Genomic DNA, 23746 nt, shown 5'->3' on the forward strand with positions numbered 1-23746 from the left:
TTAGAAGGTCACGCCGACGCTGAGCGCCAGGAAGTCGCGATCGTCCACGGTGCTGAAGTCACCACCAAAGAAGTTGGTGTAGGCCAGGCTCGCGTTGTAGGTGTTCTGGTAGTCGGCATCCAGCCCGAGGCTGACGGCCTTGCGACCTTCCTCGAAGTTGCCGCCAGGGCCTGGCGAGTAGCCTTTGACGTCATGGGACCAGGCCACGTTGGGCTTGAGGTTCACGCCAGCGAAGACGTCCGGGTATTCCCAGATGGCGCGAGCGCGGTAGCCCCAGGACGTGGAGGTGGTGAAACCGTCGTTGTTGCAATTGCTGTTCACCCCGCTGCTGGCCTTGCCGCCACCTGCGGCAGTCGAGGCGTTGAGCGTGTTACAGAAACCACTGGGCAGCTCGCCCGGACCGAACACCGGGTCGCGACCATAGCGAGCGTCAGATCTGCTCTCCAAACCGCCCACGTGTGTCACACCAATTTCACCCACCAGGGTCAGACGACTGGCGCCCATGACTTGATCGAGGAAGTGAGTAAAGGTGGTCTGGAACTGGGTGATTTCCTTGCGACGATAGCCGTGCAGGTCCTGGCCTGGGACACCATCGAGCACCGAGGCGTTACCAAAACCCGGAATGGGAGTGACACCCGCAAAGAGAATATCGGTGGTGCTCAATTGTACTGGCGCGTTCGGTCGGTAACTCAGCTCACCGCTCCAGGCCGTCCCGGTGGGTAAGGTGGTGGAGAAGCTCAGGCCATAGAGCCGGATGTCTTCCGGGTACTCAACGAAGTAATTGGAGTTACCCGCCACGACCAAGGGACGCAATGCCGCCAATGCCCCCAATGGTGTGGAGTAGAATCGCTGTGCGGCTCCCGTGGCACTGAAAATCGGCGCACGGCTGTGGTAGTTCATGAAGTAGGCACCGAATTCGGTGTCCAGTGGCTCGAACATGTATTTCAAGGACGCGCCCCACTGGCCGCTGTCTCGGGCGTCTCGATCAGGACCACGGCGAACCAGGACCCCCTCCTCGTTCACATCCACACCAAATGCACCCAAGGCCGGCAAGGCTGCGCCTGGAATCCTGGAGCGCTTATTCAACACCCTCAGGTTATCGTCGCAGCCATCGGCAATCACATCCGGTTGGGAAAAGAACGTCCCGCAGTTATCCGTAACGGTCTGGTCCCACTCCAATTGGTAAAAGGCTTCAGCCGACAAATTGTCGGTCAGGCTCTGGGACACGTAGAACATGTTCACCGGGATCAAGCCTTCCTTGACCTCGGCACCGGGGCGACGGAACGCAGACACATCGACCGGGTTGATGGAGTTGATGCCGCCCTGAATGAAGGTACTTTCCCCCCAACTGACCACCTGCTTGCCCAAACGCACCGAGCCCGGCTGATCGGCAATGGAATAGTTGTGATAAACGAACGCATCGAGAATCTGCCCGCCGGACGACTTGGCGCCTTCCTTGCGGTTGCTGTCGCTGATGTCCTTGTACAGACGGTTTTCGTCCTTGAGTTCAAAGTCGTACCAATATTTGCCGCGCACAAACACGCCGGTATCGCCGTACTTCAGTTCCAGGTCGTGAATACCCTTGAAGATCTTCGAGAAGGTTTCCCCGCGCTTGAAGTTCAAGTGACCGTCATCGGAGGTTTGCGACAGCCCCCGGCCGCCGTTGTTGACGCCGATCAGGTCCCTGTTGGCCTTGGCCGTCGACCAGCTCGCTCCCACCGACAGGGAAGAGTCGAATTGGCCTTCGATTTCACCGATGTTGAAACTGACGCCGAATGCTGGGCCGGCCAGCGAAGAGGCAAGACTGACCGCCAAAGGCAGTTTCGCCCGGCGCCAGAACGTGTGTGCTGTGGTCATCGACGCTACTCCATGTGCTTATTGTTATGGCAGACAGATTTTCAAGAACCCTTTCAACGGCTGGAAGCGGCATGTCCCGCCCTCCGTTCAAAGTCGCAGCGCCCGTTTAGTACGTGCGTTCCGTTTTTGAAAATTCTTACGCGGACTATAGCCAGCAGGGAGTACCGCTTGATCCCTCTAAAGTGTGATTTGTAGCCTCGACCACTCTGGAACAGTCCTTATGCCAGGCCGACAGGTGTCGACACGGCAAGGATGGCTGAAATTTCCGTTTTGACAAGACAAGCGCTTGCTTGGCGGGGCTGCCGTGCCCTTTCGGGCACGGCAAAAGCATTTAAAGCGTCGAGAGGAAGGTGCTGTTGTTGCTCTGCCATTCGGTGATGTCGACGCGGATACGTTTCTTGTCGAGCTTGCCAACGCTGGTCTTGGGAATTTCCGTAACAAGGGCGATCTGGCTCGGGATCGCCCACTTGCTCAGGTGCCCCAGCTCGACGAACGGCTTGAGATGTTCCTTGAGCTCCCGAGCCCCAATCTGATGCCCTTCATGGATCACCAGCAAGGCAAACGGCCGCTCGCCCCACTGCGGATCGGGAATGCCGACCACTGCTACTTCGCGTACCGCCACGTGACGGCTGATGAGGTCTTCCAGGTCCAGGGACGAAATCCATTCGCCACCGGTCTTGATCACGTCCTTGATCCGGTCACGGATGTCGATAAAGCCCATGCTGTCGAGCGTGGCGACATCGCCGGTGTGCAACCAGCCGCCGTTCCACAGTTCGGCGCCCTTCTGTGGCTCGTTGAAATAGCCTTCGGTGAGCCAAGGCGCGCGCAGCACCAGTTCGCCTTGGGTCTCGCCATCGGCGGGCAGGAAACGGCCCTCGGCATCGATGATCGCCGCCTCCACCAGTGGCCCCGGCACGCCGGCCTTGATCCGGTAGGTGGTGCGCTCGTCTTCGCTGCCGGCCATCAGCTCGTCATTGAGGTGGGCGCAGGACACCAGCGGGCCGGTTTCCGACATGCCGTAGGCGGCGGTGAGCTGGATGCCCCGGGCCTTGGCCGCTTCGTAGAGGCTGCGGTTCAGGGCACTGCCGCCAATGACGATTTTCCAGCCGCCGAAATCGGTGCCCTGGGCGCCCTTGGCGTTGAGCAGCATCTGCAGGATGGTCGGCACACAATGGGAAAAAGTGACCTTTTCCTTGCGCCACAGCTGGACCAGGAACTCGGGATCGTAACGGCCGGGGTAGACCTGCTTGAGCCCGAGCATGGTCGCCACGTAGGGCAAACCCCAGGCGTGCACATGGAACATCGGCGTAATCGGCATGTACACGTCGTTGGTGCCCAGTAGCCGCACACTGTCGATGGAGCCCATGATGGTCGCCACGCCCATGGTGTGCAGCACCAGTTGCCGATGGGTGAAGTACACGCCCTTGGGATTGCCCGTGGTGCCGGTGGTGTAGAACGTGGTGGCGACGGAATTTTCGTCGAAGTCCTGGAAGTCGTAGGTCGGGCCGGCAGCGGCGAGCAGTTGTTCGTATTCACCCACGAGGTTCGGCAGGTCGGCGGTTTTTTCCGGCAGGTCGGTCAGCAGCAGCGTCTTCTGCACGGTGGTCAGGTGCCCCGCGATCGCCTGGTACAAGCCGACGAACTCGCTGTTGACCAGCACGAAGCGGTCCTCGGCGTGGTTCATGGTGTAGAGGATCTGTTCCGGTGACAGGCGCACGTTGATGGTGTGGATCACCGCGCCGATCATCGGGATCGCGAACATGCATTCCAGGTAACGATGGCTGTCCCAGTCCATCACCGCCACGGTGTCACCGGCCTTGACCCCTGCCTCGGTCAGCACATTGGCCAGCCGCGCGACCCGTTCGATCAGCGTTGGATAGCTGTAGCGCAACTGGTCGCGGTAAATGATCTCGCGGGTTTTCTCGTAACGCGCCCCGGACATCAGCAGCCGCTTGATCAGCAGCGGGTATTGATAAACGCCTTCGGCTGGAGGAATAACGCGAGTCTGCAACATAAAGTGTCCCTTTTCTGACTGCACGGTCTTGGCTGGAGGTAAGCACTCTAGAGCGCTTATACACGGATCAAATCAGCCAAAGGAATGATTTGATCCCCGCGTAAATACTAGCCTTGAGCCATCCCCGTGCAGCGACAGGGTCCGGTCAATGCATCTCGGTAAAGGCCAGTTTCACGCCAATAGCGACCAGTACCGCGCCCATGGTCCGGTCGAACCAGTGGCCCATGCGCGCAAAACCGGCGCGTACCCGCTGCTGGCTGAACAGCATGGCCACCAGGCAGAACCAGATCGCCGTCGCGACCGCCAGGTACACACCGTAACCGGCCTGGATCGCCAAAGGTGTATGCGGGTTGATCACCACGGTGAACAGCGAAAGGAAAAACAGCGTCGCCTTGGGGTTCAGGCCATTGGTGACGAAGCCCGAGGTGAACGCGCCGCGGGCGGTACGCTCGCCGACCTCTTTGTGCAGGTTTTCCGCCGTCGGCTTGGCTGGTCTTGCGCGCAACGCCTTGAAGCCGATGTACAGCAGATACGCGGCGGCGGCCCATTTCAGCGCGTTGAACAGCACGATCGACTGGGACACGATCAGGCCGATACCCAACAGCGAATAGCCGACATGCAGGAAAATCGCCGTGCCAACGCCCAGCGCCGTCCAGGTCCCGGCACGGCGGCCATGGGTCACGCTTTCACGCACCACCACGGCAAAGTCCGGCCCGGGACTGGCGACGGCCAGCAGGTGGATCAGGGCGACGGTGAGGAATTCGGTGAGGTACATGGGGGCTCCTGAAGGGCAGGCCTTGTTAAGTGAATGCAGCGGCGCCTGGGCCGCAATTCATCTGATAGGCTCGCCACATTACGCCTTCGGTTCATGACAGAAAAGGTACAGCTGATGACAAACAACGCCCGCGCAGTTTTTCTAGACCACCCTTCCCTGGACCTTGGCGATCTGGACCTGGAGCCGCTGCGCAGGTGCTTTGGCGAACTGCAATTGTTCGATCGGACCACACCGGAGCAGGTGACCGAACGGCTCATGGGTGCCACGGTGGCGATCACCAACAAAGTCGTGATCGATGCGGCGGCCATGGCCGCCAGCCCCGAGCTGAAACTGATTCTGATCAGTGCTACCGGCACGAACAATGTCGACCTGGCCGCCGCACGCCAACAGGGCATTACGGTGTGCAATTGCCAGGGCTACGGCACGCCATCGGTGGCCCAGCACACGATCATGCTGTTACTGAACCTGGCGACACGCCTGAGCGATTATCAAAAAGCGGTGGGGGACGGTCGTTGGCAACAGGCCACGCAGTTCTGCCTGCTGGACTATCCAATCGTCGAACTGCAAGGCAAGACCCTCGGGTTATTGGGCCACGGTGAACTGGGCAGCGCCGTCGGGCGGCTGGCCGAAGCCTTTGGCATGCGCGTGTTGCTGGGGCAGATTCCCGGGCGCCCTGCCCGCCCCGACCGCTTGCCGCTGGATCAACTGCTGCCGCAAGTCGATGCCCTGACCTTGCACTGCCCGCTCAACGAGCACACCCGACACTTCATCGGCGCCCGGGAACTGGCGCTGCTCAAGCCGGGAGCCTTCGTGATCAACACCGCCCGCGGTGGCCTGATCGACGAACAGGCCCTGGCCGAGGCACTGCGCAACGGCCACCTGGGCGGGGCCGCCACCGACGTGCTCAGCGTCGAGCCGCCGACCCAAGGCAACCCACTGCTGGCCGGCGACATTCCCCGGCTGATCGTCACGCCCCACAACGCCTGGGGCAGCCGCGAGGCGCGGCAACGGATCGTCGGTCAAATGACCGAAAACGCCCAAGGCTTTTTCAGCGGTGCAGCACAGCGGGTCGTCAGTTGATAAACTGCCGCACTTTTTTTTACCCGCTTTATCAAGGAGCAGACCATGGATCCGCGCAGTGAAGTACTGCTTCGTCAGCCCGAGTTATTCCAGGGCTCGGTCCTGCTCGCCGGGCTGCCCGCCGACGATCTGCTCGGCCGTTTGCCCGAAGCCCATGGCTGGTGCTGGCATGCCGGCGATCAGGCCGCGCTGGATGCCCGTTTCCCCGAGCGCAGCCACTTTGGTGTAAACGTGCCCGAGCGTGCGTTCGACACCGCCGTGGTGTTCCTGCCCAAGGCCAAGGACCTGACCGATTACATCCTCAATGCCGTGGCGGCACGCCTGGCCGGTCGCGAGGTGTACCTGGTGGGGGAAAAGCGCAGCGGCATCGAAGGCGCGTCCAAGCAGCTCAACCCGTTCGGCAAGCCGCGCAAGCTCGATAGCGCACGGCATTGCCAACTGTGGCAGGTCACCGTCGCCAACGCGCCCGAGGCCAAGCCCCTGGAAAGCCTGGCCCAGACCTACGAGTTGCCCCTGGACGAAGGCCCGCTGAAGGTCATCAGCCTGCCGGGGGTGTTCAGCCATGGTCGCCTGGATCGCGGCAGTGCGCTGCTGTTGGAACACCTGGACAAACTGCCCAGCGGCCATTTGCTGGACTTCGGCTGCGGGGCCGGTGTACTGGGGGCGGCGGTCAAGCGGCGCTATCCGCACAACACGGTCACGCTGCTGGACGTGGATGCGTTCGCCGCCGCCAGCAGTCGCCTGACCCTGGCCGCCAACGGCCTGGAAGCCGAGGTGCTGACCGGTGACGGGATCGACGCCGCGCCGATGGGTTTGAGCGCGATCCTGAGCAACCCGCCGTTCCATGTCGGCGTGCACACCGATTACCACGCCACGGAAAACCTGCTGCGAAAAGCGGCCAAACATCTGAAAAACGGCGGCGAACTGCGCTTGGTCGCGAACAGTTTCCTCAAGTACCAGCCGCTGATCGAAGAGCATTTGGGCGTGTGTGCGATCAAGGCCGAGGGCCAGGGTTTTCGCATCTACCGGGCCAAGCGCGGCTGAAGCCTTTTTAAAAAACAGCACTTGCCCAATCGGATTTGCCTAGGCAGAATCCGCTCCGTCCTAGGGGAGTAGTCTCCCGCGAGCGCCATGCTCGCCCGGCATACGTCAACATACTTGGTCAGCAGACCATGGCGTATGCGGCCCAAGCGTCCACGCAGATGGTCGCTGGGTTTGACAAGACCTATGACACGCACACCTTACCCGGGGCGGGAAGGCTGTACGTGTCATAGCCGTGTCGACCCGCCCCTCTAGGAATCACCTGATGCTGGACTCTCTCCTCGTACCTACCGCTATCGTTGCGCTGGCCGAAATCGGCGACAAGACGCAATTGCTCGCACTCATTCTTGCGGCTCGCTTTCGCAAACCCTGGCCGATCATCGCCGGCATCGTTGCGGCGACGCTCGCCAACCATGCGGCGGCCGGTGCGGTGGGGGCCTGGGTCGGGAGCATATTCTCGGATGCGGTCTTGCACTGGATCCTGGCTGCGAGCTTCGCGGCCACGGCGCTGTGGACCCTGGTCCCGGACAAGTTGGACGACGAAGAAGCCAACACGGCCCGCAAATTCGGACCGTTCCTGACCACACTGATTGCGTTTTTCCTGGCGGAAATCGGTGACAAGACGCAGATCGCCACGGTGATGCTCGCCGCGCAGTACCCGGAACTGTGGCTGGTGATCATCGGCACCACCGTGGGCATGCTGATTGCCAACGTGCCAGTGGTAGTGGCGGGCAATTTCGCCGCCGAGAAACTGCCCCTGACGCTGATCCGCCGCCTGGCCGCCTCGGCATTTTTCGTCCTGGCGATCGTGGCGGTGTACAAGGCGATGCAGAGCAGTGGGTGGGTTTGATACTTCTCGACTGATGGGGGACGCGGAGCGTCCCGGGCGGCATTCCCACGCAGAGCGTGGGAATGATCAGTGCGGTTACTTCTTGGCCTGCTGATACAGCGGCATCACCTTCGGAATCGCCGCCTGCAGGGAAGCGATCCGGCTGTCCGATGACGGGTGGGTGCTCATGAACTCCGGCGGTGCCCCTTCCGATGCCTTGGCCATTTTGTTCCACAAGGTAATCGCCGCATTCGGGTTGTAGCCGGCGCGGGCGGCCAGTTCGAGGCCGATCAGGTCGGCTTCGTTTTCGTTGCCGCGGCTGTTGGGCAGGGTCATGCCATAGTTGGCCACGGTATCGGCCAATGCCAGGCTGTCCTGGCCCAGGCCGAATATGGCACCGGCGCCCTGCTTAGCCATCTCGATGCCATAGGCCTTGGACATCGCTTCACGCCCGTGCTCGCGCAGAGCGTGGGCGATTTCGTGGCCGATGATCGCGGCGATTTCATCGTCGGTGAGCTTCAGCTTGTTGATCAAACCCGTGTAGAAAATGATTTTCCCGCCGGGACCGCAGCTGGCGTTGAGTTCATCGCTCTTGATCAGGTTCACTTCCCAGTTCCATTGCGCCGAATCCGGACGGAACACCGGAGCCTGGTTGATCAGCCGGCTGGAAATGGCCTGGACGCGCTTGGCATCGCTGCTGGTCTTGTCCAGTACCCCCTGGGCGCTCGCCTCGCCCATGGTCTTTTGATAGGACTGGGCGTACATCTGGTTGACCTCATCGGTCGACAGCATGCTGAACATGTACTGCTTGCGCTCCACGCCCACAGCACCGCCGCTGGTGGTGTTGACCGACTGACAACCGGCGAGCAGCAAAGCCGCGCTCAGAGCACTCACCATCAATGTCTTGTTCATACTTAAGAAGCTCCCTGGAAACGTGGGCGTATCGTAGGCGTTGATTTGTATCGGCGCCAGATACACCGCGCAGGTTTGGCGTTTTTTCAGACAAGTCCCATCCTGTCCATTTGCGACAACCACGAAGCCAAAACAGTCACTCGACGAACAGCGCCTCATGCCGTTGCACAGAAATGCCGATACAGGCTCCAGCGTCATCTTCGCGTCCGGAGCCTTTATGAAGTTCAAATCGATCCAGTTTTCCGTGGCCGCCCTGGCCGGTGCCATCGTGCTCAGCGTGGTCGGCGCCCTGGTGCTGTACGCGTTGTTTGCCGGCGCTCGCACCCAGGAGATGGTGCAACAGCGGACCAAGGCACAGTTCGAGCAACTCATCGAACAACGCCTCAGCGCCCTGGCCCGCACCCAGGCCAGCCTGATCCAGCGGGAACTGGAAGCGCCGCTGTTGCTCGCCCGTGGCCTGGCCACCAGCAACGCCTTGATGGGCATGAACGGCGCGGACGGCAACCCGCAACTGAAGGTACCGCGCGAGCAACTGATCAGCCTGCTGCGGGAAACCGTGGTGCGCAACCCGAAAATTCTCGGCGCCTACATCGCCTGGGAGCCGAACGCCATCGACCACGACGACGCCAATTATGTGAACAGCCCGGTGGTGGGCATGGAAGCCAATGGACGTTTCCTGCCGTGGTGGTTCCGCAATCAGGACGGTACCCTCGGGCTGGAAAAACTCGCCGACGTGACCGACCAGAAACTGCTTTCCACCGGCATTCGCGCCAGTGAGTATTACCTGTGCTCCCAGGACAGCAAGAAAGCCTGCGTGATCGACCCGGCGCCCTATCGCGTCGGCAGCACGATGACCATGCTCGCCTCGTTCATCGAACCGATCCTGATCGACGGCAAGTTCCAGGGCATTGTCGGCGCCGACCTGTCGGTGAACTTCATCCAGGACATGCTCGTGGCCGCCGACGGCAAGCTGTACGACGGCGCCGGGGAAATGGCCTTGCTCTCGAGTAACAACCGGCTGGTGGCCTTCACCAAGGACCCGAGCAAACTCGGGGAAAAAGCCAGCGACCTGCTGGATGCCAGCGAATTGGACAACCTGGCCAAGCTGGGCGTCGGCGAGGTGCGCTACGACATCGACGAAGAACACGGGCATATCGAGGTGTACATGCCGTTCGGCATCGGCGAAACCAACGCCCGTTGGACCCTGATGCTGCAATTGCCGCTGAATGCGGTCATGGCTGACCTGCAAGCCTTGCAGAAAGATCTCGACCACCAGCGCCAGGCCGACATTTTCGGCATGGCGATGGTGGGCCTGGTGATTGCCGGTATTGGCCTGCTGGTGATCTGGCTGGTGGGCCACGGCATTGCCCGACCGCTCAAGCAAATGGTGGCAATGCTCGATGACATCGCCCAGGGCGAAGGTGACTTGACCCGTCGCCTGGTCAGCGATCGCGCCGATGAACTCGGGGCGATTGCCAGGGGCTTCAATACCTTCCTGAGCAAGTTGCAAGGGATGATCACCCAGGTGGTGACCTCGGTGCAGAGTGTCAGCGATTCGTCGGAGCATACCGCCGACATCGCGATCCGCACCAACCAGGGCGTGCACAAGCAAATGTCGGAGATCGATCAGGTCGCCACCGCCGTGCACGAAATGACCGCCACCGCCCAGGACGTGGCGCGCAACGCGACCCAGGCCGCCCAAGCCGCCAGTCACGCCGACCAGGCCGCCAGCCAGGGCATGCAGATCGTGCGGGACACCTCCACTTCCATCGGCGCCCTCGCCGTTGAGATCGGCAGGGCTGTTGGCGTGGTGCAAACCCTGGCCAAGGACAGCGAGAACATCAACGCGATCCTGACCGCGATTCGCGGGATCGCCGAACAGACCAACCTGCTGGCCCTCAACGCCGCCATCGAGGCCGCCCGGGCCGGTGAGCAAGGTCGTGGTTTCGCGGTGGTGGCCGATGAAGTGCGCAACCTGGCGCAGAAGACCCAGCATGCCACGGGAGAAATCCAGACGATGATCCAGCAGCTGCAACAAGGCACCCGGGACGTGGTGCGGGTGATGGAGGACAGCCAGCAGCGCACCGATGAAAGTGTGCAGCACGCGGCAAAAGCGGCCCTGGCCCTGGAAACGATCACTCAGGCCGTGTCGGTGATCAACGACATGAACACCCAGATCGCCAGCGCCGCCGAGGAACAGAGCGCCGTGGCCGATGACATCAACCGCAACGTGATCAACATCGGGCAAGTGGCGAACGAAGTGGCCAGCGGCGCCGACGAGTCCAGCGCCGCCAGTGCCGGGTTGACCAAACTGGCGGAGCAGCAGCGGCGCTTGATCAACCAATTCAGGGTTTGATCCAGAGGCCTCATCGCGAACAAGCTCGCTCCCACAAGGGATTGCGGTTATCCACAAATCCTGTGAGAGGGGCTTGCTCGCGAAGGTGGTGTGTCAGGCGATGCACCGGTGTCGGGTGTACCGCTTTCGCGAGCAAGCTCGCTCCCACAGGGATTGGCGGTGAACACAGTTGCTGTAAACACCCGCAGCCCACTGTGGGAGCGAGCTTGCTCGCGATGAGGCCAGCACAGGCTTCACCCAACTCAAGCCGGAGTCAGGCACTCCGGCCCATTGAGCTTCGGATCATTGACCATGTTGGCCAACACCCGCTCGCGCAATTGCGCCGGCTCGCTGGCCAGCAACCCCTGCAGCGCGTGCAGCGGCGTCTCGGGGTCGAGCCACAGGCGCTGGCCCTCTTCGTCCAGGATCAACGGCCGACGCTGGCCCGCCGCCGGCTGGGTAATGACCGCCGTACTCAGCCATACCTGCTCCTGCACCGGATACGCCTCCCAGATCGCAGCAAAGAACAACGACGAACCCTCTCCCGGCGTCAGCCAGTAAGGACGCTTGCGCGTACCGCCGCGCCATTCGTAGAAGCCGTTGGCCGGCAAAAGACAGCGACGCTGGCGCAAGGCTTCACGGAACATCGGTTGCTCGGCCACGGTTTCGGCCCGGGCGTGGGCGGGCGTGCGGGACAGGTCGGTCAGCCACGGCGGCGTCAGGCCCCAGCGCGCCCGGGCCAGTTCGCGCTGCCCTTCGGCGCCGACACGCAGCATCAGCACCGAATCATTGGGCGAGATATTCCACTGGGCCTTCTGATCGGCAGGAAAGCCGGGCAAGGCCGCGAAGGTGGGGTTCCAGCGAAACAGGGCATAACGTCCACACATGGGGCAACACGACTCTTGATCAACCGGCCGCCAGCCTAGCAGACCAGCGTGCCGGGGTAACTGTCCGGTTCATCGCCGAGCAGTGGCAGCGCGGCATTGTAGGCTGCGATCAACTCCCGGGCGGATTGCGCCCTGTCGTCCTCCACCGCCAGCCCCAACAAGCCCTGCATCGGCAATTCCCCCGCACCGCCCATCAGATCGCGGCCCACCAGGTGCGCCGTGATGCCTTCGCTGGCGAGCATGCCTTGGAGCAATTCGCCTTCCATCAGGTTCTCCAGTTCGTAGATTCGCTGCATGGACGCCCCCATCACTCGTTTTCGCTCAAGACCTCGAGATGCCACTCTTCACCATGCACCTGCAGGACAAAGGTGATTGGCTTGCAACAAACCTGACAGTCCTCAATATAGGTCTGGTCGCCGCCGGACAGATCCGCGAGAGTCTCAACCCCTTCGCCACAATACGGACATTCATAATGCGCGGTTTCCAGCATCGCGGTCTCCCAGGTGACTTGTGCGTATAATCGCCGGTCTATTTGCAGGGCTATTAGTGTCCGGCTGATGTTTCAGCCCCTGCCCTGTCGGTTTTTCGAACACACTTTTACTTACCCTAGCCGTTTCCAACAAGAGAGCATGATGGGCGAATTCGATGCCATCCGACCTTACGACGACAGCGAAGTCCCAGCGGTGCTGGCACGGCTGCTCGGCGACAAGGCGTTTCTAGATATCCTCACCCACTTCCGCTTCCCACGCCTGGCCGGCGCCTTCGGCTGGATGCTCAAACCTCTTATAGCGCAAAGATTGCGTCGTGAGTTCGCTGGCGTGACATCGGTCGCCACTTTGCAGGATAAAGTGGAGTTCTATGTCGACCACACCATCGAGCGGGCCACCGATGGCGTGACCTACACCGGGGTGGAGCAATTCAAGTCCGGCAGTGCGTACCTGTTCATCGCCAACCACCGCGACATCGTCATGGACCCGGCCTTCGTCAACTATGCCGTGTACCACGCCGGTCTGCCGACCCCGCGCATCGCCATTGGCGATAACCTGCTGCAAAAGCCATTCGTCAGCGACCTGATGCGCTTGAACAAGAGTTTCATCGTGCACCGCTCCATCACCGGACGGCGGGAGAAAATGGCGGCGTACCAATTGCTGTCGGCGTACATCAACCACTCGATTCGCAACGATTGTGCTTCCATCTGGATCGCCCAGGCCGAGGGTCGGGCCAAGGACGGCGACGACCGTACCGAATCGGCAATCCTCAAGATGTTCCACATGAGCCGCAAGGACGAGCCGTTCGGCGAAGTGATCCAGTCACTGAACCTCACGCCAGTGTCCATCAGCTACGAATACGACCCGTGCGACCAGGCCAAGGCCCGCGAGCTGTACATCCGCGCCACCACAGGCACCTACACCAAGGTCCCGGGCGAGGACGACGTGAGCATCGCCAAGGGCATCACCGGCTACAAGGGCCGGGTCCACGTGAACTTCGCCGCGCCGATCACCGAACTGTTCGAGGACACCAAGCAATTGGCCTTGGAGATGGACCGGCAGATTCTCGGTGGCTATCGGCTGTTCCCGGTGCATTACCTGGCCTACGCCCAATGGGCCGACGCCGACCCGCAGTTGCAGGTGCCTGAGGCGGCCGAGGTGTTTGGTGCCGAAGAACTGGCCAAGGCCGAGGAAGAATGGCAACGCCGACTGGAGGCTTGTCCGGAAGAACACCGGCCGTTCCTGGTGCAGCAGTATGCGACGCCAGTGCGTAATCAGTATCGGGTCAAGGCGGGGCTGGCGCTGTAAGGCTGTGGCGAGGGGATTTATCCCCGCTCGATTGCGCAGCAATCGCAAAAAACAGGTTTGCGCTTAAATCTGGGGTTGGATTGGCCTTTTCAAGAGGGGCTGCTTCGCAGCCCAGCGGGAACAAGCTCCCTCGCCACGGGCTTTCATCAGAACTGCGTGCTGATCCAAGACATCAGCAGCGCCAGCGCCAGGCAGGCAAAACCGAAACGATAGAAAAACCGGTTCATGCGCTGAGTGGCCAGGTCCAGCAGCGCTTCGAATCGCTCGTTGCCTGCGCGATTACGTGCTTCCAGGCAAGCCCGCGCCCGTTGTTCGCGGCGGCGCGTAGCGTGCAGTACCCAGCCGCCCGGGCAGGCAAGCAGCAACGCCAGCAGGTTGATCAGTTTGGCGGGGTGGGCAGCGAACAACGAAAGCACATGCAGCGACATCACAAACCTCAAGCGAAAAACGAACAGGACGCGCCCGGGACCTACGAGCAGGGCGCGGATTCTACCGAAAGCCTTCCATCCTGCGCCGTTTTTTCCGACCAGTAACGATCCCGCCGCAGCGTTTGGTTCTTTTGTGACGAGGGGATTGCGCCTTGGGTTAATTTCGTCCGTCACGGTTTCGTCATCTGATTAGGCCACTCTGTCGCCCTTCAAACCTGCACGGAATCCGTCATGCTTCACGCCGAGAACCAGGATCGTCTCTATCTCATCAGCCCGAGCGAAGAACAACAGAACCTTGTTGGCAGTCTGTCCTTTAATGTGCAGGATCGACATTGGCTGGTGTATTGCGCCCTCGGTGGTCATCAACATGCTGACTTGCCGGAGACTGATCTGCTGACTGGGATTAGTGTTTTGGAGCTGTATTCCCAGGCGGCATGAAGTCCGCGCTTACGGATGCCAGCGGGGAGTTGATCTTCCCGCTCCTGGACTGGATATCTCTTTGCGGTTGGGGTTTCTTGGTTTGTGTGTATATCCGTTGCTGCGGTAACGGCTACTTATGGTTCCGCCCTTACGGCGGGTCACTTTCGAAAAGCGCGAAAGTAACCAAAGCGCTTTGCCCGGTATGACTCACCCACATGGGTTACAAATCAGTTCACGCACATAGGTAACAGTTTTTAACTGGCAGGGTCGATTTCGCGAGGATCTGACCATGCCCTGGAGAGAGCTGAAACCTATGGACCTGAAAGTGATGTTCATCGCGGATTATCTGTCCAAAGAGCACAGCTTAAGTCAGCTGTGCCGGGACTATGAGATCAGCCGAAAGACTGCGTACAAATGGGTTAAACGATACGAAACAGAGGGCCCCGGTGGGCTTGATGAGCGTAGCCGCCGCCGGCACAACCAAACCTATGTTGTGCCCCTGGTCGTGAAACAGGCGATCATTGAGCTTCGCTCCATTGGCGAGACGATTCCCGGCCCGAAGAAAATTCAAAACTGCCTCGTGCAGCGTTTTCCTGATCAGGATCCGCCGTCGAAAACGACCATTTATAATGTACTCAAGGCAGCTGATTTGATCACGCCTCGGCCTTTGCGCAGGCGTGTGGCTGTTTATCCCAAGCCTTTGCACAAGGCAGAGAATCCCAACCAGCTCTTCAGCGCTGATTACAAAGGTCAGTATCTGACCGGGGCAGGTGTTTGGTGCTATCCACTGACAATCATGGATCATGCCAGTCGCTTTCTACTGGCTTGCCAGAGCATGGGCAGCACCAACTTCAAGGAAACCCAGGAAACCTTCGAGCGGGTTTTTCGTGAGTATGGGCTGCCGGAACGGATTCGTACCGACAATGGCGTACCGTTTGCCAGTACGAGTCGTGCGGGGCTGTCACAGCTGTCGATCTGGTGGATGAGACTCGGGATCATCCCTGAGCGGATCGAGCCGGGCCGCCCGGATCAAAATGGGCGTCACGAGCGCATGCATCGGACGCTGAAAAGTACGTTGCCTCAACCTGCGGCTATTGCTTGGGAGGCCCAGCAACGTCATTTTGATCGTTTCAGACAGCACTACAATTACGAGCGTGGGCACGAGTCGCTGGGACAGAAAACGCCTGCTGCCTGTTATACGCCTTCAACTCGAATGTATCCCGAAACGCTGCCTGAAATGACTTATGCGAGCCATATCGAAAGTTACCTGGCCGATAGTAATGGGATCATCAATCGAGGCGGTATGAGGGTTTATGTAGGTAATTTGCTCTGTTATCAGACCATCGGCATGGAGATGATTGGTGATGGGATATGGAATGTGATCTTCGGGCCGGTGATCCTGGGTCATGTTAATGCGAGAAATGCCAAGAACGGCTACGTTTCAATCAAAGTGTCACCTATGTGAATGCACTTTTTTGTAACCCATGTGGTTGTTCCGTACAGCCCCACCACTCGGTGCCTCGCCTAGGCTCGGCATGCCCGAACGCAGGCATCGCTCCGTGGGCCGCCGCGAAGGGCCATCCATGGCCCAGCGCGGCTACCTCGGCATCCATGCCGAGGTGCCCACTGCGCAATGCCTACGTTCGGCCAGCGTGGTTAATGGGGCGTCCAGATCAAGATCAAGATCAAGATCTAAAGCAGAGCAAGAGCGGGGGGTATATCCAGCATCTATGTGACTGGACCACCGCTATCGCGAGCAAGCTCGCTCCCACATGGGGTTGTGGGCGTTCATGGCATCTGCAAACAAACACAAAAAAACTGTGGGAGCGAGCTTGCTCGCGATGAGGCCAGCAAACGCAACATCCTCATCGACAATGACATCGCCTTCGCGAGCAAGCCCGCTCCCACAGGAGGAACGCGTTCATCCCAAACCAGGTCGGCTATAAGGCCGCCTCGCTTTAGCTTTTGATTTTGATCTGGGGCGCCCCATTAACCACGCTGGCCGAACGCAGGCATTGTGGAGTGGGCATCCCGGCATGGATGCCGGGATAGCCGCGCTGGGCCATGGATGGCCCTTCGCGGCGGGCCCACGGAACAATGCCTGCGTTCGGGCATGCCGAGCCTAGGCGAGGCACCGAGTGGTGGGGCAAAAGCGCTTTGGTTACTTTCGCGCTTTTCGAAAGTGACCCGCTGTAAGAGCGGAACCATAAGTAGCCGTTACCGCAGCAACGGATATACACACGAACTAAAATCCCAAAAAGCCGAGCAAAAAAAAACGGCGCTTCCTCATCCCAGAAGAAGCACCGTTTTCCTTGAATCACAATCTCTACATACAAACCGAAACGTTACTCAGCCAGAACCTGCCCAATGGTCGGGTCCTTGAACAACCGGGTCAACGCATCGCTCAACACATCGCTAACCAACTTGGTATTGGTGTCCTGATTGGGCGCCATACCAAAGCGCTGATCCAGCGAAGCACCGTAACGACCACTGTAGCGACGGTTGGCATTCTGCACATCGGAGCGGAAAGTCGCGCCAATGGTAGCTTCAGTCACATACATGCCTTCCTTGGGCGACTGGTACTTGAGCTCGGCCAGGGTCACCGTCAGTTGCGGGGCATTCATGGCGTTGGCGGTGGGAGTGAAGCCCAGCAAACGCACCGCGGCTTCAGCCTGGGCCTGCAACTTGGGCAGGATCTGCGCGCCCTGCACCGTGATCACGCTGGTTTCCGGATACAGCCCGCCACGGGTGCCGAGCGTCGGCGACGGGCGACCATCCACAACCCGCACCACCACCGGCTGGCCGCGACCTACAGGCGCCAGCTGGGCATTGAGCGTGGGCTCCGGGTTAAGTTGTTGCGGGCTGTGGGCGCAGCCGACGAGGGTCAGACTGGTCACGGCGATCAAACCGAACAACAGGCGTTGCAACATGCTCTTCTCTCCAGAATCGGGCACAAACAGGCCGGCAGTATAGCGGTGCGCCATCGCAGTGAACTAGCGCCTTACGATGAATACTGAAATGTCTGACACGGGGCGTGATTGCCGGTTCCTGTCACCCCATTGTCACGGTCCTTACACTGGCCTGTCATGGCTCGCTGTCAGGCTTCTCACAAGCTCCCCGAACCGGTATCCGACCATGCGCTTTCTTATTTCCCTGTTCACCCCGCGCCCGCATCACCGCAGTTTCGCCCTGCTGGATCGCAACGGCTGCTGCCAGGCCTTCAAGCAGTGCAGCCTGCAGCCCATGGGCGAAGGCTGGGTGGAAATCGAAGAGATCCGGCTCAACTGGCTGCACCAGCCATTGCCCGCCAGTGCCCGTGTGCAACCGCTTCGTGCCCAGGCACGTAACCGGCAACTGTTGGTCATCTGACCGGACGGCTAATAAAAGTCATTAAACACGACCATTTCCCTGCGTTTCTTCGATACAATCTCCCCCCGATTATAAGGACGTCTCCTGATCGGGCCTCGCAACACCGCTGATGCGCTGGTATTGGCACCCCGCAACGCCCACAGAGAGCCGCCCACACAGATCGAGTGAAGCTGGCGCGCTTGCTGTTCTTCAGGCAAATCCCCCACTTTTCGCGAATCTGCAGAGCTGTCATTACGCTCGGTCACTGAGCTGTCTGCCCGTTTTGCCTGTCATGTATTACATGGAGGCAACCAATCCGGGCGCGGTGCCAGGCTGGGACAGCCCTTTTTTGAGGTTCACGTCTTCAAAAGAGCGTGAAAAAACGGGTTTTCACAACTTCACGAGAGTGTGGCGAGCAAATGAAGAGTTTTGCGTCTGAACAAGCACCATTAGCGTCTGAAACAGCCCAACGACACAGGACCGGATATCGCTCAAGAACCGGCGCCTGAAGCCTGTCCGCTACGGATTTGGTTGCACGAACGGATGTCTCGGCCATAAGTCGAATTGCCTGCCCGGCGCTTAAATGAGTTCATGTGACTCCTGAGGCCAGGCTGCATGCATCCGCAGTAGGTGCGAAAAATTGCGAAGATTCGGACATGGCGATCCTGGCCATGGATACCTGGGGCGCAACTGACCTGCCCCGCCAATCCTGGCCGCTATGCCGACAATTTGGTGCTGCAGATTTTGGAGACGCGTTAAATGGCGCATAACGAAGCAGTCGATGTAGTACTGGTAGGGGCCGGCATCATGAGTGCCACCTTGGCCGTGCTGCTCAAGGAGCTCGACCCCGCGATCTCGCTGGAAGTCGTCGAGCTGATGGATTCCGGTGCCGCGGAGAGTTCCAATCCGTGGAACAACGCCGGTACCGGCCACGCCGGGCTGTGTGAGCTCAATTACACGCCCCAGGCAGCCGATGGCAGTGTCGACATCAAGAAAGCCGTGCACATCAACACCCAGTTCGAGGTGTCGAAGCAGTTCTGGACGTACCTGACTCAAAAAGGCACGTTCGGCTCCTCCAAATCGTTCATTGCTCCAGTGCCACACCTGAGTTTCGTGCAGGGCGAGAAAGGCGTGGAATTCCTGAAGAAGCGCTTCGAACTGATGCGCCAGCACCACGCCTTCGCCGACATGGAATACACCGAGGACAAGGCCAAGATGGCCGAGTGGATGCCGTTGATGATGCCAGGCCGCCCGGCTGATGAAGTCATTGCCGCCACCCGAGTCATGAACGGTACCGACGTCAACTTCGGGGCCCTGACCAATCAGTTGCTCAAGCACCTGACCAGCGCCCCGGACACCCAGGTCAAATACTGCAAGCGCGTCACAGGCCTCAAGCGCAATGGCAGTGGCTGGACCGTGAGCATCAAGGACGTCAATTCCGGCAGCACTCGCGAAGTCGACGCCAAGTTTGTGTTCCTCGGTGCCGGCGGCGCGGCCTTGCCGCTGCTGCAAGCCTCGGGCATCGAAGAGAGCAAGGGCTTCGGCGGTTTCCCGGTCAGTGGCCAGTGGCTGCGGTGCGACAATCCGGAAGTGGTCAAGCACCACCAGGCCAAGGTCTACAGCCAGGCCGCCGTGGGCTCGCCGCCAATGTCGGTGCCGCACCTGGACACCCGCGTGGTCGATGGCAAGAAATCCCTGCTATTCGGACCTTACGCCGGTTTCACCACCAAGTTCCTCAAGCACGGTTCGATCATGGACCTGCCGCTGTCGGTACGCGCCGGCAACATCGGCCCGATGCTGGCCGTGGCCCGGGACAACATGGACCTGACCAAGTACCTGATCAGCGAAGTGATGCAGTCCATGGAGCAGCGCCTGGAATCCCTGCGCCGCTTCTATCCCGAAGCGAAAGCCGAGGACTGGCGCCTGGAAGTGGCTGGCCAACGGGTGCAGATCATCAAGAAAGACCCGAAGAAAGGTGGCGTCCTGCAGTTCGGCACCGAACTGGTGGCGGCCAAGGACGGCAGCCTCGCCGCCCTGCTCGGCGCATCGCCGGGTGCTTCGGTGACTGTATCGATCATGCTTGAACTGATCGAACGCTGCTTCCCGGATAAGGCCAAGGGAGAGTGGGCGGCCAAGCTCGCGCAAATCTTCCCGGCCCGGGAAAAAGTGTTGGAGACCGACGCGGCGCTGTATCGCAAGATAAATGCACAGAACAACATCGCCCTGGAACTGGTTGAAGACAACAAGGCTCAAAGTTACGCCTGACACTGCGCTTATAAAAAAACCTCCCGCACACACGGGAGGTTTTTTTATTGTCCGCGTTATTAGTTCATGCTGAACTTGATGCGTGTTCCGCCATGACGAACGTAATCATCGTCATCTTCAACTTCCAGCAACTCCGCGACACAGGCACCTGCTGGTTTCGCTTCAACCCAGCGACGATAAGGCATTGCCTGTTCATCACTCACCGACGCTTTAGCGATATGCCCGAAACTGAAATGACAGGTGCGAGCTCCTTGCGTGTAGGTAAATGACTCCCGCTCGGCGCGCGACTGGGGCAGATAGTAGGTTAATTCCTGGCTTTCACCGGGGTTTACCGAAAAGCTGTGGCCTGCATTTTCCGGGGCCAGAGACCAGGTGAAATCGCTGCCCGGAACGATGACCGCTGACGTTGCGTTGAATATTTCCACATTGACGATCTCATCGAACGCATTGGAAACCGAACTTGCCAGACAGCCGATCAGGGCCAATAAAACCCCGGCGATACATTTGTTTTTATCTTCCATGATAAATACAACTCCATTTAAACGATTGGACTGAAACCACTTGGCTTCAACGCAAAAGTAATGGAAACCGAGACAAAACAAAATAGCCCGAATAGTGACATAACCTTTCAGGCACTTTTAAATAATTAACTGGAATATGGATAAGAGCATTCAAACGCCCCGAAGGGCGTTGATATAGCTTTAACGCGCTCAGCCGCGCGCCTTATTGATCAACTCAATGTAATCCTCGGCGTTACGCTGGTCCTGGATCAGCGTCACGAAATCGTGGCCCTGCTCATCCTTGCCATTAAGGTCGTAACCGGCCTCGACAAAAAACGTCAGGAAGCGCTCGAAGTCGTCGACCCGCAAGCCACGGTAGGCCTTGATCAGTTTGTGCAACGACGGCGAAGTGGCATCGACCGGCTCGAAATTGAGGAACAGCTTGATCTGTTCATCGCCAATCTCGTCACCAATCACTTGTTTCTTGTCTTTACGCATTGCCGGCTCCAGCTCGCAAAGTTCACGGGGCGGGCAGTTTACCCCCGGCAGGCCCCGAGGCTCAACGCGGGCGTTCGGCGCCGGTGTGCAGGTCGGCCCAGATATGGCCGTTGGCGTAGCTGAGAAATTGCACATACACCGTGTCGTTGCGCAGCAGATCGATGACGACCCGGTACTGAGCCTGTGGATAAGACAGGGTCAGGGTCTTGCTCGCTTCGTCAAACACCGGTTTTTTCAGGCTCTTGCTCTCGCCATCAAAGTTAAGGATCACCTGGTTGAGGGTGGCGCCTTTATTCATGGGCTTGCCCTTGAGGCGCACCAGCAGCGGCGAAGTCACGGGAATCGGTTGTTGGTTGGACTGGCGCTGATTACCCAGCACCACCGAGTACTCGGTAACTTGCAGCAATTGCTGTTGTTGCGGCTGCTCCTGCCGCACCATCAGGTCATCGGGCGGCAGGAACTGGCTGTGCATCGGCGCGGCCACGGCGGCCAGGGGCAGGCTGGACATCAGCAACAGAGCGGCGCAACGGCGGATCAATACACTCATGACAGGCTCCAGGGTCTTGGACCGGCACTCTAGCATGAGCAAGAACGTTGGAAATAAACGATCCAGGTCAATACTTCCGGAGGCCGGGCGCGGCATACTCAAAGAGCCATCAGCCCTGGCATCAGATGATGCCCCTCCTTGTGGCGAGGGGATTTATCCCCGCTGAGCTGCGAAGCAGACCTAAACCGGATACTCGATGAATCAGACAGAACACCCCAACCCGATGGGGGCCGCTTCGCAGCCCAACGGGGATAAATCCCCTCGCCACAGGTTGGGTGTTTGCCGGTCATTCGGTATCGTCCCATTCATTTAGTGGAGTGCCCATGTCTTTCTCCGCCCCACCGCTATTCGCCGCCTGGCGCCAAGCCTGGCGCGCCGGTTATACCCTTGAGCGCCTGCGTGGCGATCTCGTGGCCGGGCTGACCGTTGGCATTATTGCTATCCCCCTTGCGATGGCCCTGGCCATTGCCGTTGGGGTTCCTCCGCAACATGGCTTGTACACGGTGCTGGTGGCCGCGCCGCTGATTGCCCTCACCGGCGGCTCGCGCTTCAACGTCAGCGGGCCGACAGCGGCCTTCGTCGTGATCCTGCTGCCCATCACCCAACAATACGGCCTGGGCGGCCTGCTGCTGTGCACGATGCTCGCCGGCCTGATCCTGATCGCCCTGGGACTGATGCGGGCCGGGCGACTGATCCAATACATTCCCTATCCAGTCATCCTTGGCTTTACCGCCGGTATCGGCGTGGTCATCGCCACGTTGCAATTGAAGGATCTACTGGGCTTGACCACTGTCGGCCAGGCCCAGCACTACATCGAACAGTTGGGCGCGCTGATCGTAGCGCTGCCCAGCGCTCGACTGGGCGACGGCATCGTCGGCATCACCTGCCTGGCAGTGCTGGTGATCTGGCCGCGCTGGGTCCCGCGCGTTCCGGGCCATTTGGTCGCCCTGCTCATCGGCGCGCTCTTGGGACTGGTGCTGGAGCTCAGTGGCTGGCCCATTGCGACGCTAGGCGAACGCTTCAGCTATGTAGTCGACGGCATCAGCCATCCCGGTATCCCGCCATTTCTCCCCACCTTCGACTGGCCGTGGAATCTGGCGGACGGCAATGGCCAACGACTGAATCTTTCCTACGACCTGATCCGCCAACTGCTGGCACCCGCCTTCGCCATTGCCATGCTTGGGGCGATCGAATCGCTGTTGTGCGCCGTCGTGGCCGATGGCATGACCGGCAGTAAGCATGATCCCAACGCCGAGCTGATTGGCCAGGGCCTGGGCAATCTGGTCGCGCCGCTGTTCGGCGGCATCACCGCCACTGCGGCGATTGCCCGTAGCGCCACCAATGTACGCAGCGGGGCGTTTTCGCCGATGGCGGCCATCATCCACAGCCTCGTGGTGCTGCTGGCCATGTTGCTGTTGGCGCCATTGTTCAGCTACCTGCCCATGGCCGCGCTGGCAGCGCTGCTGGTGATGGTGGCCTGGAACATGAGCGAAGCCGGGCACGTGCTGCACACCTTGCGCATCGCCCCGCGCAGCGACGTGCTGGTGCTGCTGACCTGTCTCAGCCTGACGGTCTTGTTCGACATGGTCATGGCCGTCGCCGTCGGCCTGTTACTGGCCGCCGGACTGTTCATCAAGCGCATGAGTGAGCTGACAGACAGCGCCGAACTGCCGCGCCACTTCCATCAAGCCTTGCTGGACATGCCTGAACATGTCCGTTGCTACGGGATTCGCGGGCCGCTGTTTTTCGGCGCGGCAGAAAAGGCCCTGGATGTGCTGCGCAAATTCGATCCGGGCGTTCGGGTGGTGGTGGTGGAAATGAGCGCCGTGCCGATGCTGGACATGACCGCGCTGGCGGCTTTTGAGAACATCCTGAAGGACTACCGCAAGCAGGGCATCGGCTTGATTCTGGTGGCAACCGCGCCACGGGTGCGCCTGAAATTGCGCCGCGCCGGGATTCATCGCGAGCAGCGGCAATTGGCGTATGTACAAACCCTGGAGCAGGCGCGGGTCAAGAGTGAGCAATGGCTGGCCAGCGGCAGCACGGCTCATCCAAGACTGGCTTGAACTGTGGCGAGGGAGCTTGCTCCCGCTTGGGTGCGTACCCCATCCATTTGGGAGCCGAGCTTGCTCGCGATGGCGCCCTGACAGTCGACCTGTCTCTTGCGGATGTACACAGATCTCCTGCTGAGCTGCCGCAGGCTGTGGTCTTTTG

Annotated in this window: 22 protein-coding genes, 1 pseudogene and 1 riboswitch; of the genes and pseudogenes, 11 read left to right on the forward strand and 12 right to left on the reverse strand. The window is 60.0% G+C overall.

Going from position 1 to position 23746, the window contains the following annotated elements; translation table 11 throughout:
- From LOY70_RS24630 to LOY70_RS24640, 3 genes are all read right to left on the reverse strand, one after another.
- Complete coding sequence (locus LOY70_RS24630) at positions 1-1857, reverse strand: DUF1302 domain-containing protein (RefSeq protein ID WP_265029772.1); 1857 nt, start codon at positions 1855-1857, stop codon at positions 1-3.
- A gap of 331 nt (positions 1858-2188) precedes the next feature.
- Entirely contained in the window at positions 2189-3871 is a 1683-nt protein-coding gene (locus LOY70_RS24635) for a fatty acid--CoA ligase (protein ID WP_265029773.1), read from the reverse strand.
- A 145-nt stretch (positions 3872-4016) separates the two neighbouring features.
- The gene (locus tag LOY70_RS24640) at positions 4017-4646 is read right to left on the reverse strand and encodes a LysE family translocator (RefSeq protein WP_265029774.1); all 630 of its coding nucleotides are present in this window, start codon (positions 4644-4646) and stop codon (positions 4017-4019) included.
- 114 nt (positions 4647-4760) lie between these two features.
- On the opposite strand from LOY70_RS24640, the gene LOY70_RS24645 reads away from it, so the two are divergent.
- The 3 genes from LOY70_RS24645 (at position 4761) to LOY70_RS24655 (ending at position 7617) form a co-directional block, all read left to right on the forward strand.
- Positions 4761-5726, forward strand: coding sequence for a 2-hydroxyacid dehydrogenase (locus tag LOY70_RS24645; protein ID WP_265029775.1), 966 nt, complete (start codon positions 4761-4763; stop codon positions 5724-5726).
- A gap of 45 nt (positions 5727-5771) precedes the next feature.
- Positions 5772-6770: a class I SAM-dependent methyltransferase gene (locus tag LOY70_RS24650; protein WP_123344763.1), complete on the forward strand. Its 999-nt coding sequence runs from the start codon at positions 5772-5774 to the stop codon at positions 6768-6770.
- Positions 6771-6821: 51 nt separating this feature from the next.
- Positions 6822-6942, forward strand: a riboswitch (yybP-ykoY riboswitch).
- A 90-nt stretch (positions 6943-7032) separates the two neighbouring features.
- Positions 7033-7617 (forward strand): TMEM165/GDT1 family protein, encoded by a 585-nt coding sequence (locus LOY70_RS24655; RefSeq protein WP_265029778.1) that lies wholly within the window; start codon positions 7033-7035, stop codon positions 7615-7617.
- Positions 7618-7692: 75 nt separating this feature from the next.
- Here the strand turns inward: LOY70_RS24655 and LOY70_RS24660 are convergent, their stop codons facing one another.
- Complete coding sequence (locus LOY70_RS24660) at positions 7693-8508, reverse strand: M48 family metallopeptidase (protein ID WP_265029779.1); 816 nt, start codon at positions 8506-8508, stop codon at positions 7693-7695.
- Between the two features lie 1303 nt (positions 8509-9811).
- On the opposite strand from LOY70_RS24660, the pseudogene LOY70_RS30265 reads away from it, so the two are divergent.
- Together LOY70_RS30265 and LOY70_RS30270 are read left to right on the forward strand one after the other, a co-directional pair.
- Positions 9812-10006, forward strand: a pseudogene (locus LOY70_RS30265) (HAMP domain-containing protein); the annotation flags it as partial.
- Positions 10007-10120: 114 nt separating this feature from the next.
- Entirely contained in the window at positions 10121-10864 is a 744-nt protein-coding gene (locus LOY70_RS30270; protein WP_413776657.1) for a methyl-accepting chemotaxis protein, read from the forward strand.
- Positions 10865-11106: 242 nt separating this feature from the next.
- Here the strand turns inward: LOY70_RS30270 and LOY70_RS24670 are convergent, their stop codons facing one another.
- The 3 genes from LOY70_RS24670 to LOY70_RS24680 are packed head-to-tail and all read right to left on the reverse strand — an operon-like array spanning position 11107 to position 12220.
- A complete protein-coding gene (locus LOY70_RS24670; protein ID WP_025215428.1) occupies positions 11107-11730 on the reverse strand; it encodes an SOS response-associated peptidase in 624 nt (207 codons plus the stop codon).
- Between the two features lie 35 nt (positions 11731-11765).
- Positions 11766-12026, reverse strand: coding sequence for a DUF2007 domain-containing protein (locus LOY70_RS24675; protein ID WP_265029783.1), 261 nt, complete (start codon positions 12024-12026; stop codon positions 11766-11768).
- Between the two features lie 11 nt (positions 12027-12037).
- The gene (locus LOY70_RS24680; RefSeq protein ID WP_265029784.1) at positions 12038-12220 is read right to left on the reverse strand and encodes a CPXCG motif-containing cysteine-rich protein; all 183 of its coding nucleotides are present in this window, start codon (positions 12218-12220) and stop codon (positions 12038-12040) included.
- Between the two features lie 139 nt (positions 12221-12359).
- Between LOY70_RS24680 and LOY70_RS24685 the strand changes: the two genes are divergently transcribed.
- Positions 12360-13526 carry a 1-acyl-sn-glycerol-3-phosphate acyltransferase gene (locus LOY70_RS24685; protein WP_265029785.1) on the forward strand — a complete coding sequence of 389 codons (1167 nt, stop codon included), beginning with the start codon at positions 12360-12362 and terminating at the stop codon, positions 13524-13526.
- A 146-nt stretch (positions 13527-13672) separates the two neighbouring features.
- Here LOY70_RS24685 and LOY70_RS24690 read toward each other — a convergent pair whose 3' ends face one another.
- Positions 13673-13954 (reverse strand): hypothetical protein, encoded by a 282-nt coding sequence (locus LOY70_RS24690; RefSeq protein ID WP_265029787.1) that lies wholly within the window; start codon positions 13952-13954, stop codon positions 13673-13675.
- A 231-nt stretch (positions 13955-14185) separates the two neighbouring features.
- On the opposite strand from LOY70_RS24690, the gene LOY70_RS24695 reads away from it, so the two are divergent.
- Both LOY70_RS24695 and LOY70_RS24700 read left to right on the forward strand, forming a co-directional pair.
- Complete coding sequence (locus LOY70_RS24695) at positions 14186-14392, forward strand: hypothetical protein (protein WP_025215433.1); 207 nt, start codon at positions 14186-14188, stop codon at positions 14390-14392.
- A 271-nt stretch (positions 14393-14663) separates the two neighbouring features.
- Positions 14664-15839: an integrase core domain-containing protein gene (locus tag LOY70_RS24700; RefSeq protein WP_265028313.1), complete on the forward strand. Its 1176-nt coding sequence runs from the start codon at positions 14664-14666 to the stop codon at positions 15837-15839.
- Between the two features lie 880 nt (positions 15840-16719).
- Here the strand turns inward: LOY70_RS24700 and LOY70_RS24705 are convergent.
- Positions 16720-17304 (reverse strand): YajG family lipoprotein, encoded by a 585-nt coding sequence (locus LOY70_RS24705; RefSeq protein ID WP_265029790.1) that lies wholly within the window; start codon positions 17302-17304, stop codon positions 16720-16722.
- 205 nt (positions 17305-17509) lie between these two features.
- Here LOY70_RS24705 and LOY70_RS24710 point away from each other — a divergent pair, with 205 nt between their 5' ends.
- On the forward strand, positions 17510-17743 hold the full coding sequence (locus tag LOY70_RS24710; RefSeq protein ID WP_123344771.1) for a hypothetical protein: 234 nt from the start codon (positions 17510-17512) through the stop codon (positions 17741-17743).
- A 738-nt stretch (positions 17744-18481) separates the two neighbouring features.
- Positions 18482-19987, forward strand: coding sequence for a malate dehydrogenase (quinone) (mqo, locus tag LOY70_RS24715; protein ID WP_265029791.1), 1506 nt, complete (start codon positions 18482-18484; stop codon positions 19985-19987).
- Between the two features lie 59 nt (positions 19988-20046).
- On the opposite strand, the gene LOY70_RS24720 is transcribed toward mqo, so the two are convergent.
- The 3 genes from LOY70_RS24720 to LOY70_RS24730 all read right to left on the reverse strand — a co-directional run bounded on the left by LOY70_RS24720 (position 20047) and on the right by LOY70_RS24730 (position 21532).
- Positions 20047-20508, reverse strand: a complete 462-nt coding sequence (locus tag LOY70_RS24720; RefSeq protein ID WP_265029792.1) for a hypothetical protein — start codon at positions 20506-20508, stop codon at positions 20047-20049.
- Between the two features lie 189 nt (positions 20509-20697).
- Complete coding sequence (locus LOY70_RS24725) at positions 20698-20985, reverse strand: PA4642 family protein (RefSeq protein WP_265029793.1); 288 nt, start codon at positions 20983-20985, stop codon at positions 20698-20700.
- A 61-nt stretch (positions 20986-21046) separates the two neighbouring features.
- Complete coding sequence (locus tag LOY70_RS24730; RefSeq protein WP_265029794.1) at positions 21047-21532, reverse strand: hypothetical protein; 486 nt, start codon at positions 21530-21532, stop codon at positions 21047-21049.
- Positions 21533-21855: 323 nt separating this feature from the next.
- Between LOY70_RS24730 and dauA the strand changes: the two genes are divergently transcribed.
- Positions 21856-23598, forward strand: coding sequence for a C4-dicarboxylic acid transporter DauA (gene dauA / locus LOY70_RS24735; RefSeq protein WP_265029795.1), 1743 nt, complete (start codon positions 21856-21858; stop codon positions 23596-23598).
- The last annotated feature ends 148 nt before the right edge of the window (positions 23599-23746 follow it).

This window comes from Pseudomonas sp. B21-054, from assembly GCF_026016345.1.
Lineage (GTDB): Bacteria > Pseudomonadota > Gammaproteobacteria > Pseudomonadales > Pseudomonadaceae > Aquipseudomonas.

Bases quoted from the DNA above. Each gene is read 5' to 3' on its own strand.
- LOY70_RS24630 (WP_265029772.1), bottom strand. From the start codon at position 1,857: ATGACCACAGCACACACGTTCTGGCGCCGGGCGAAACTGCCTTTGGCG.
- LOY70_RS24635 (WP_265029773.1), bottom strand. From the start codon at position 3,871: ATGTTGCAGACTCGCGTTATTCCTCCAGCCGAAGGCGTTTATCAATAC.
- LOY70_RS24640 (WP_265029774.1), bottom strand. From the start codon at position 4,646: ATGTACCTCACCGAATTCCTCACCGTCGCCCTGATCCACCTGCTGGCC.
- LOY70_RS24645 (WP_265029775.1), top strand. From the start codon at position 4,761: ATGACAAACAACGCCCGCGCAGTTTTTCTAGACCACCCTTCCCTGGAC.
- LOY70_RS24650 (WP_123344763.1), top strand. From the start codon at position 5,772: ATGGATCCGCGCAGTGAAGTACTGCTTCGTCAGCCCGAGTTATTCCAG.
- LOY70_RS24655 (WP_265029778.1), top strand. From the start codon at position 7,033: ATGCTGGACTCTCTCCTCGTACCTACCGCTATCGTTGCGCTGGCCGAA.
- LOY70_RS24660 (WP_265029779.1), bottom strand. From the start codon at position 8,508: ATGAACAAGACATTGATGGTGAGTGCTCTGAGCGCGGCTTTGCTGCTC.
- LOY70_RS30270 (WP_413776657.1), top strand. From the start codon at position 10,121: ATGTCGGAGATCGATCAGGTCGCCACCGCCGTGCACGAAATGACCGCC.
- LOY70_RS24670 (WP_025215428.1), bottom strand. From the start codon at position 11,730: ATGTGTGGACGTTATGCCCTGTTTCGCTGGAACCCCACCTTCGCGGCC.
- LOY70_RS24675 (WP_265029783.1), bottom strand. From the start codon at position 12,026: ATGCAGCGAATCTACGAACTGGAGAACCTGATGGAAGGCGAATTGCTC.
- LOY70_RS24680 (WP_265029784.1), bottom strand. From the start codon at position 12,220: ATGCTGGAAACCGCGCATTATGAATGTCCGTATTGTGGCGAAGGGGTT.
- LOY70_RS24685 (WP_265029785.1), top strand. From the start codon at position 12,360: ATGATGGGCGAATTCGATGCCATCCGACCTTACGACGACAGCGAAGTC.
- LOY70_RS24690 (WP_265029787.1), bottom strand. From the start codon at position 13,954: ATGTCGCTGCATGTGCTTTCGTTGTTCGCTGCCCACCCCGCCAAACTG.
- LOY70_RS24695 (WP_025215433.1), top strand. From the start codon at position 14,186: ATGCTTCACGCCGAGAACCAGGATCGTCTCTATCTCATCAGCCCGAGC.
- LOY70_RS24700 (WP_265028313.1), top strand. From the start codon at position 14,664: ATGCCCTGGAGAGAGCTGAAACCTATGGACCTGAAAGTGATGTTCATC.
- LOY70_RS24705 (WP_265029790.1), bottom strand. From the start codon at position 17,304: ATGTTGCAACGCCTGTTGTTCGGTTTGATCGCCGTGACCAGTCTGACC.
- LOY70_RS24710 (WP_123344771.1), top strand. From the start codon at position 17,510: ATGCGCTTTCTTATTTCCCTGTTCACCCCGCGCCCGCATCACCGCAGT.
- mqo (WP_265029791.1), top strand. From the start codon at position 18,482: ATGGCGCATAACGAAGCAGTCGATGTAGTACTGGTAGGGGCCGGCATC.
- LOY70_RS24720 (WP_265029792.1), bottom strand. From the start codon at position 20,508: ATGGAAGATAAAAACAAATGTATCGCCGGGGTTTTATTGGCCCTGATC.
- LOY70_RS24725 (WP_265029793.1), bottom strand. From the start codon at position 20,985: ATGCGTAAAGACAAGAAACAAGTGATTGGTGACGAGATTGGCGATGAA.
- LOY70_RS24730 (WP_265029794.1), bottom strand. From the start codon at position 21,532: ATGAGTGTATTGATCCGCCGTTGCGCCGCTCTGTTGCTGATGTCCAGC.
- dauA (WP_265029795.1), top strand. From the start codon at position 21,856: ATGTCTTTCTCCGCCCCACCGCTATTCGCCGCCTGGCGCCAAGCCTGG.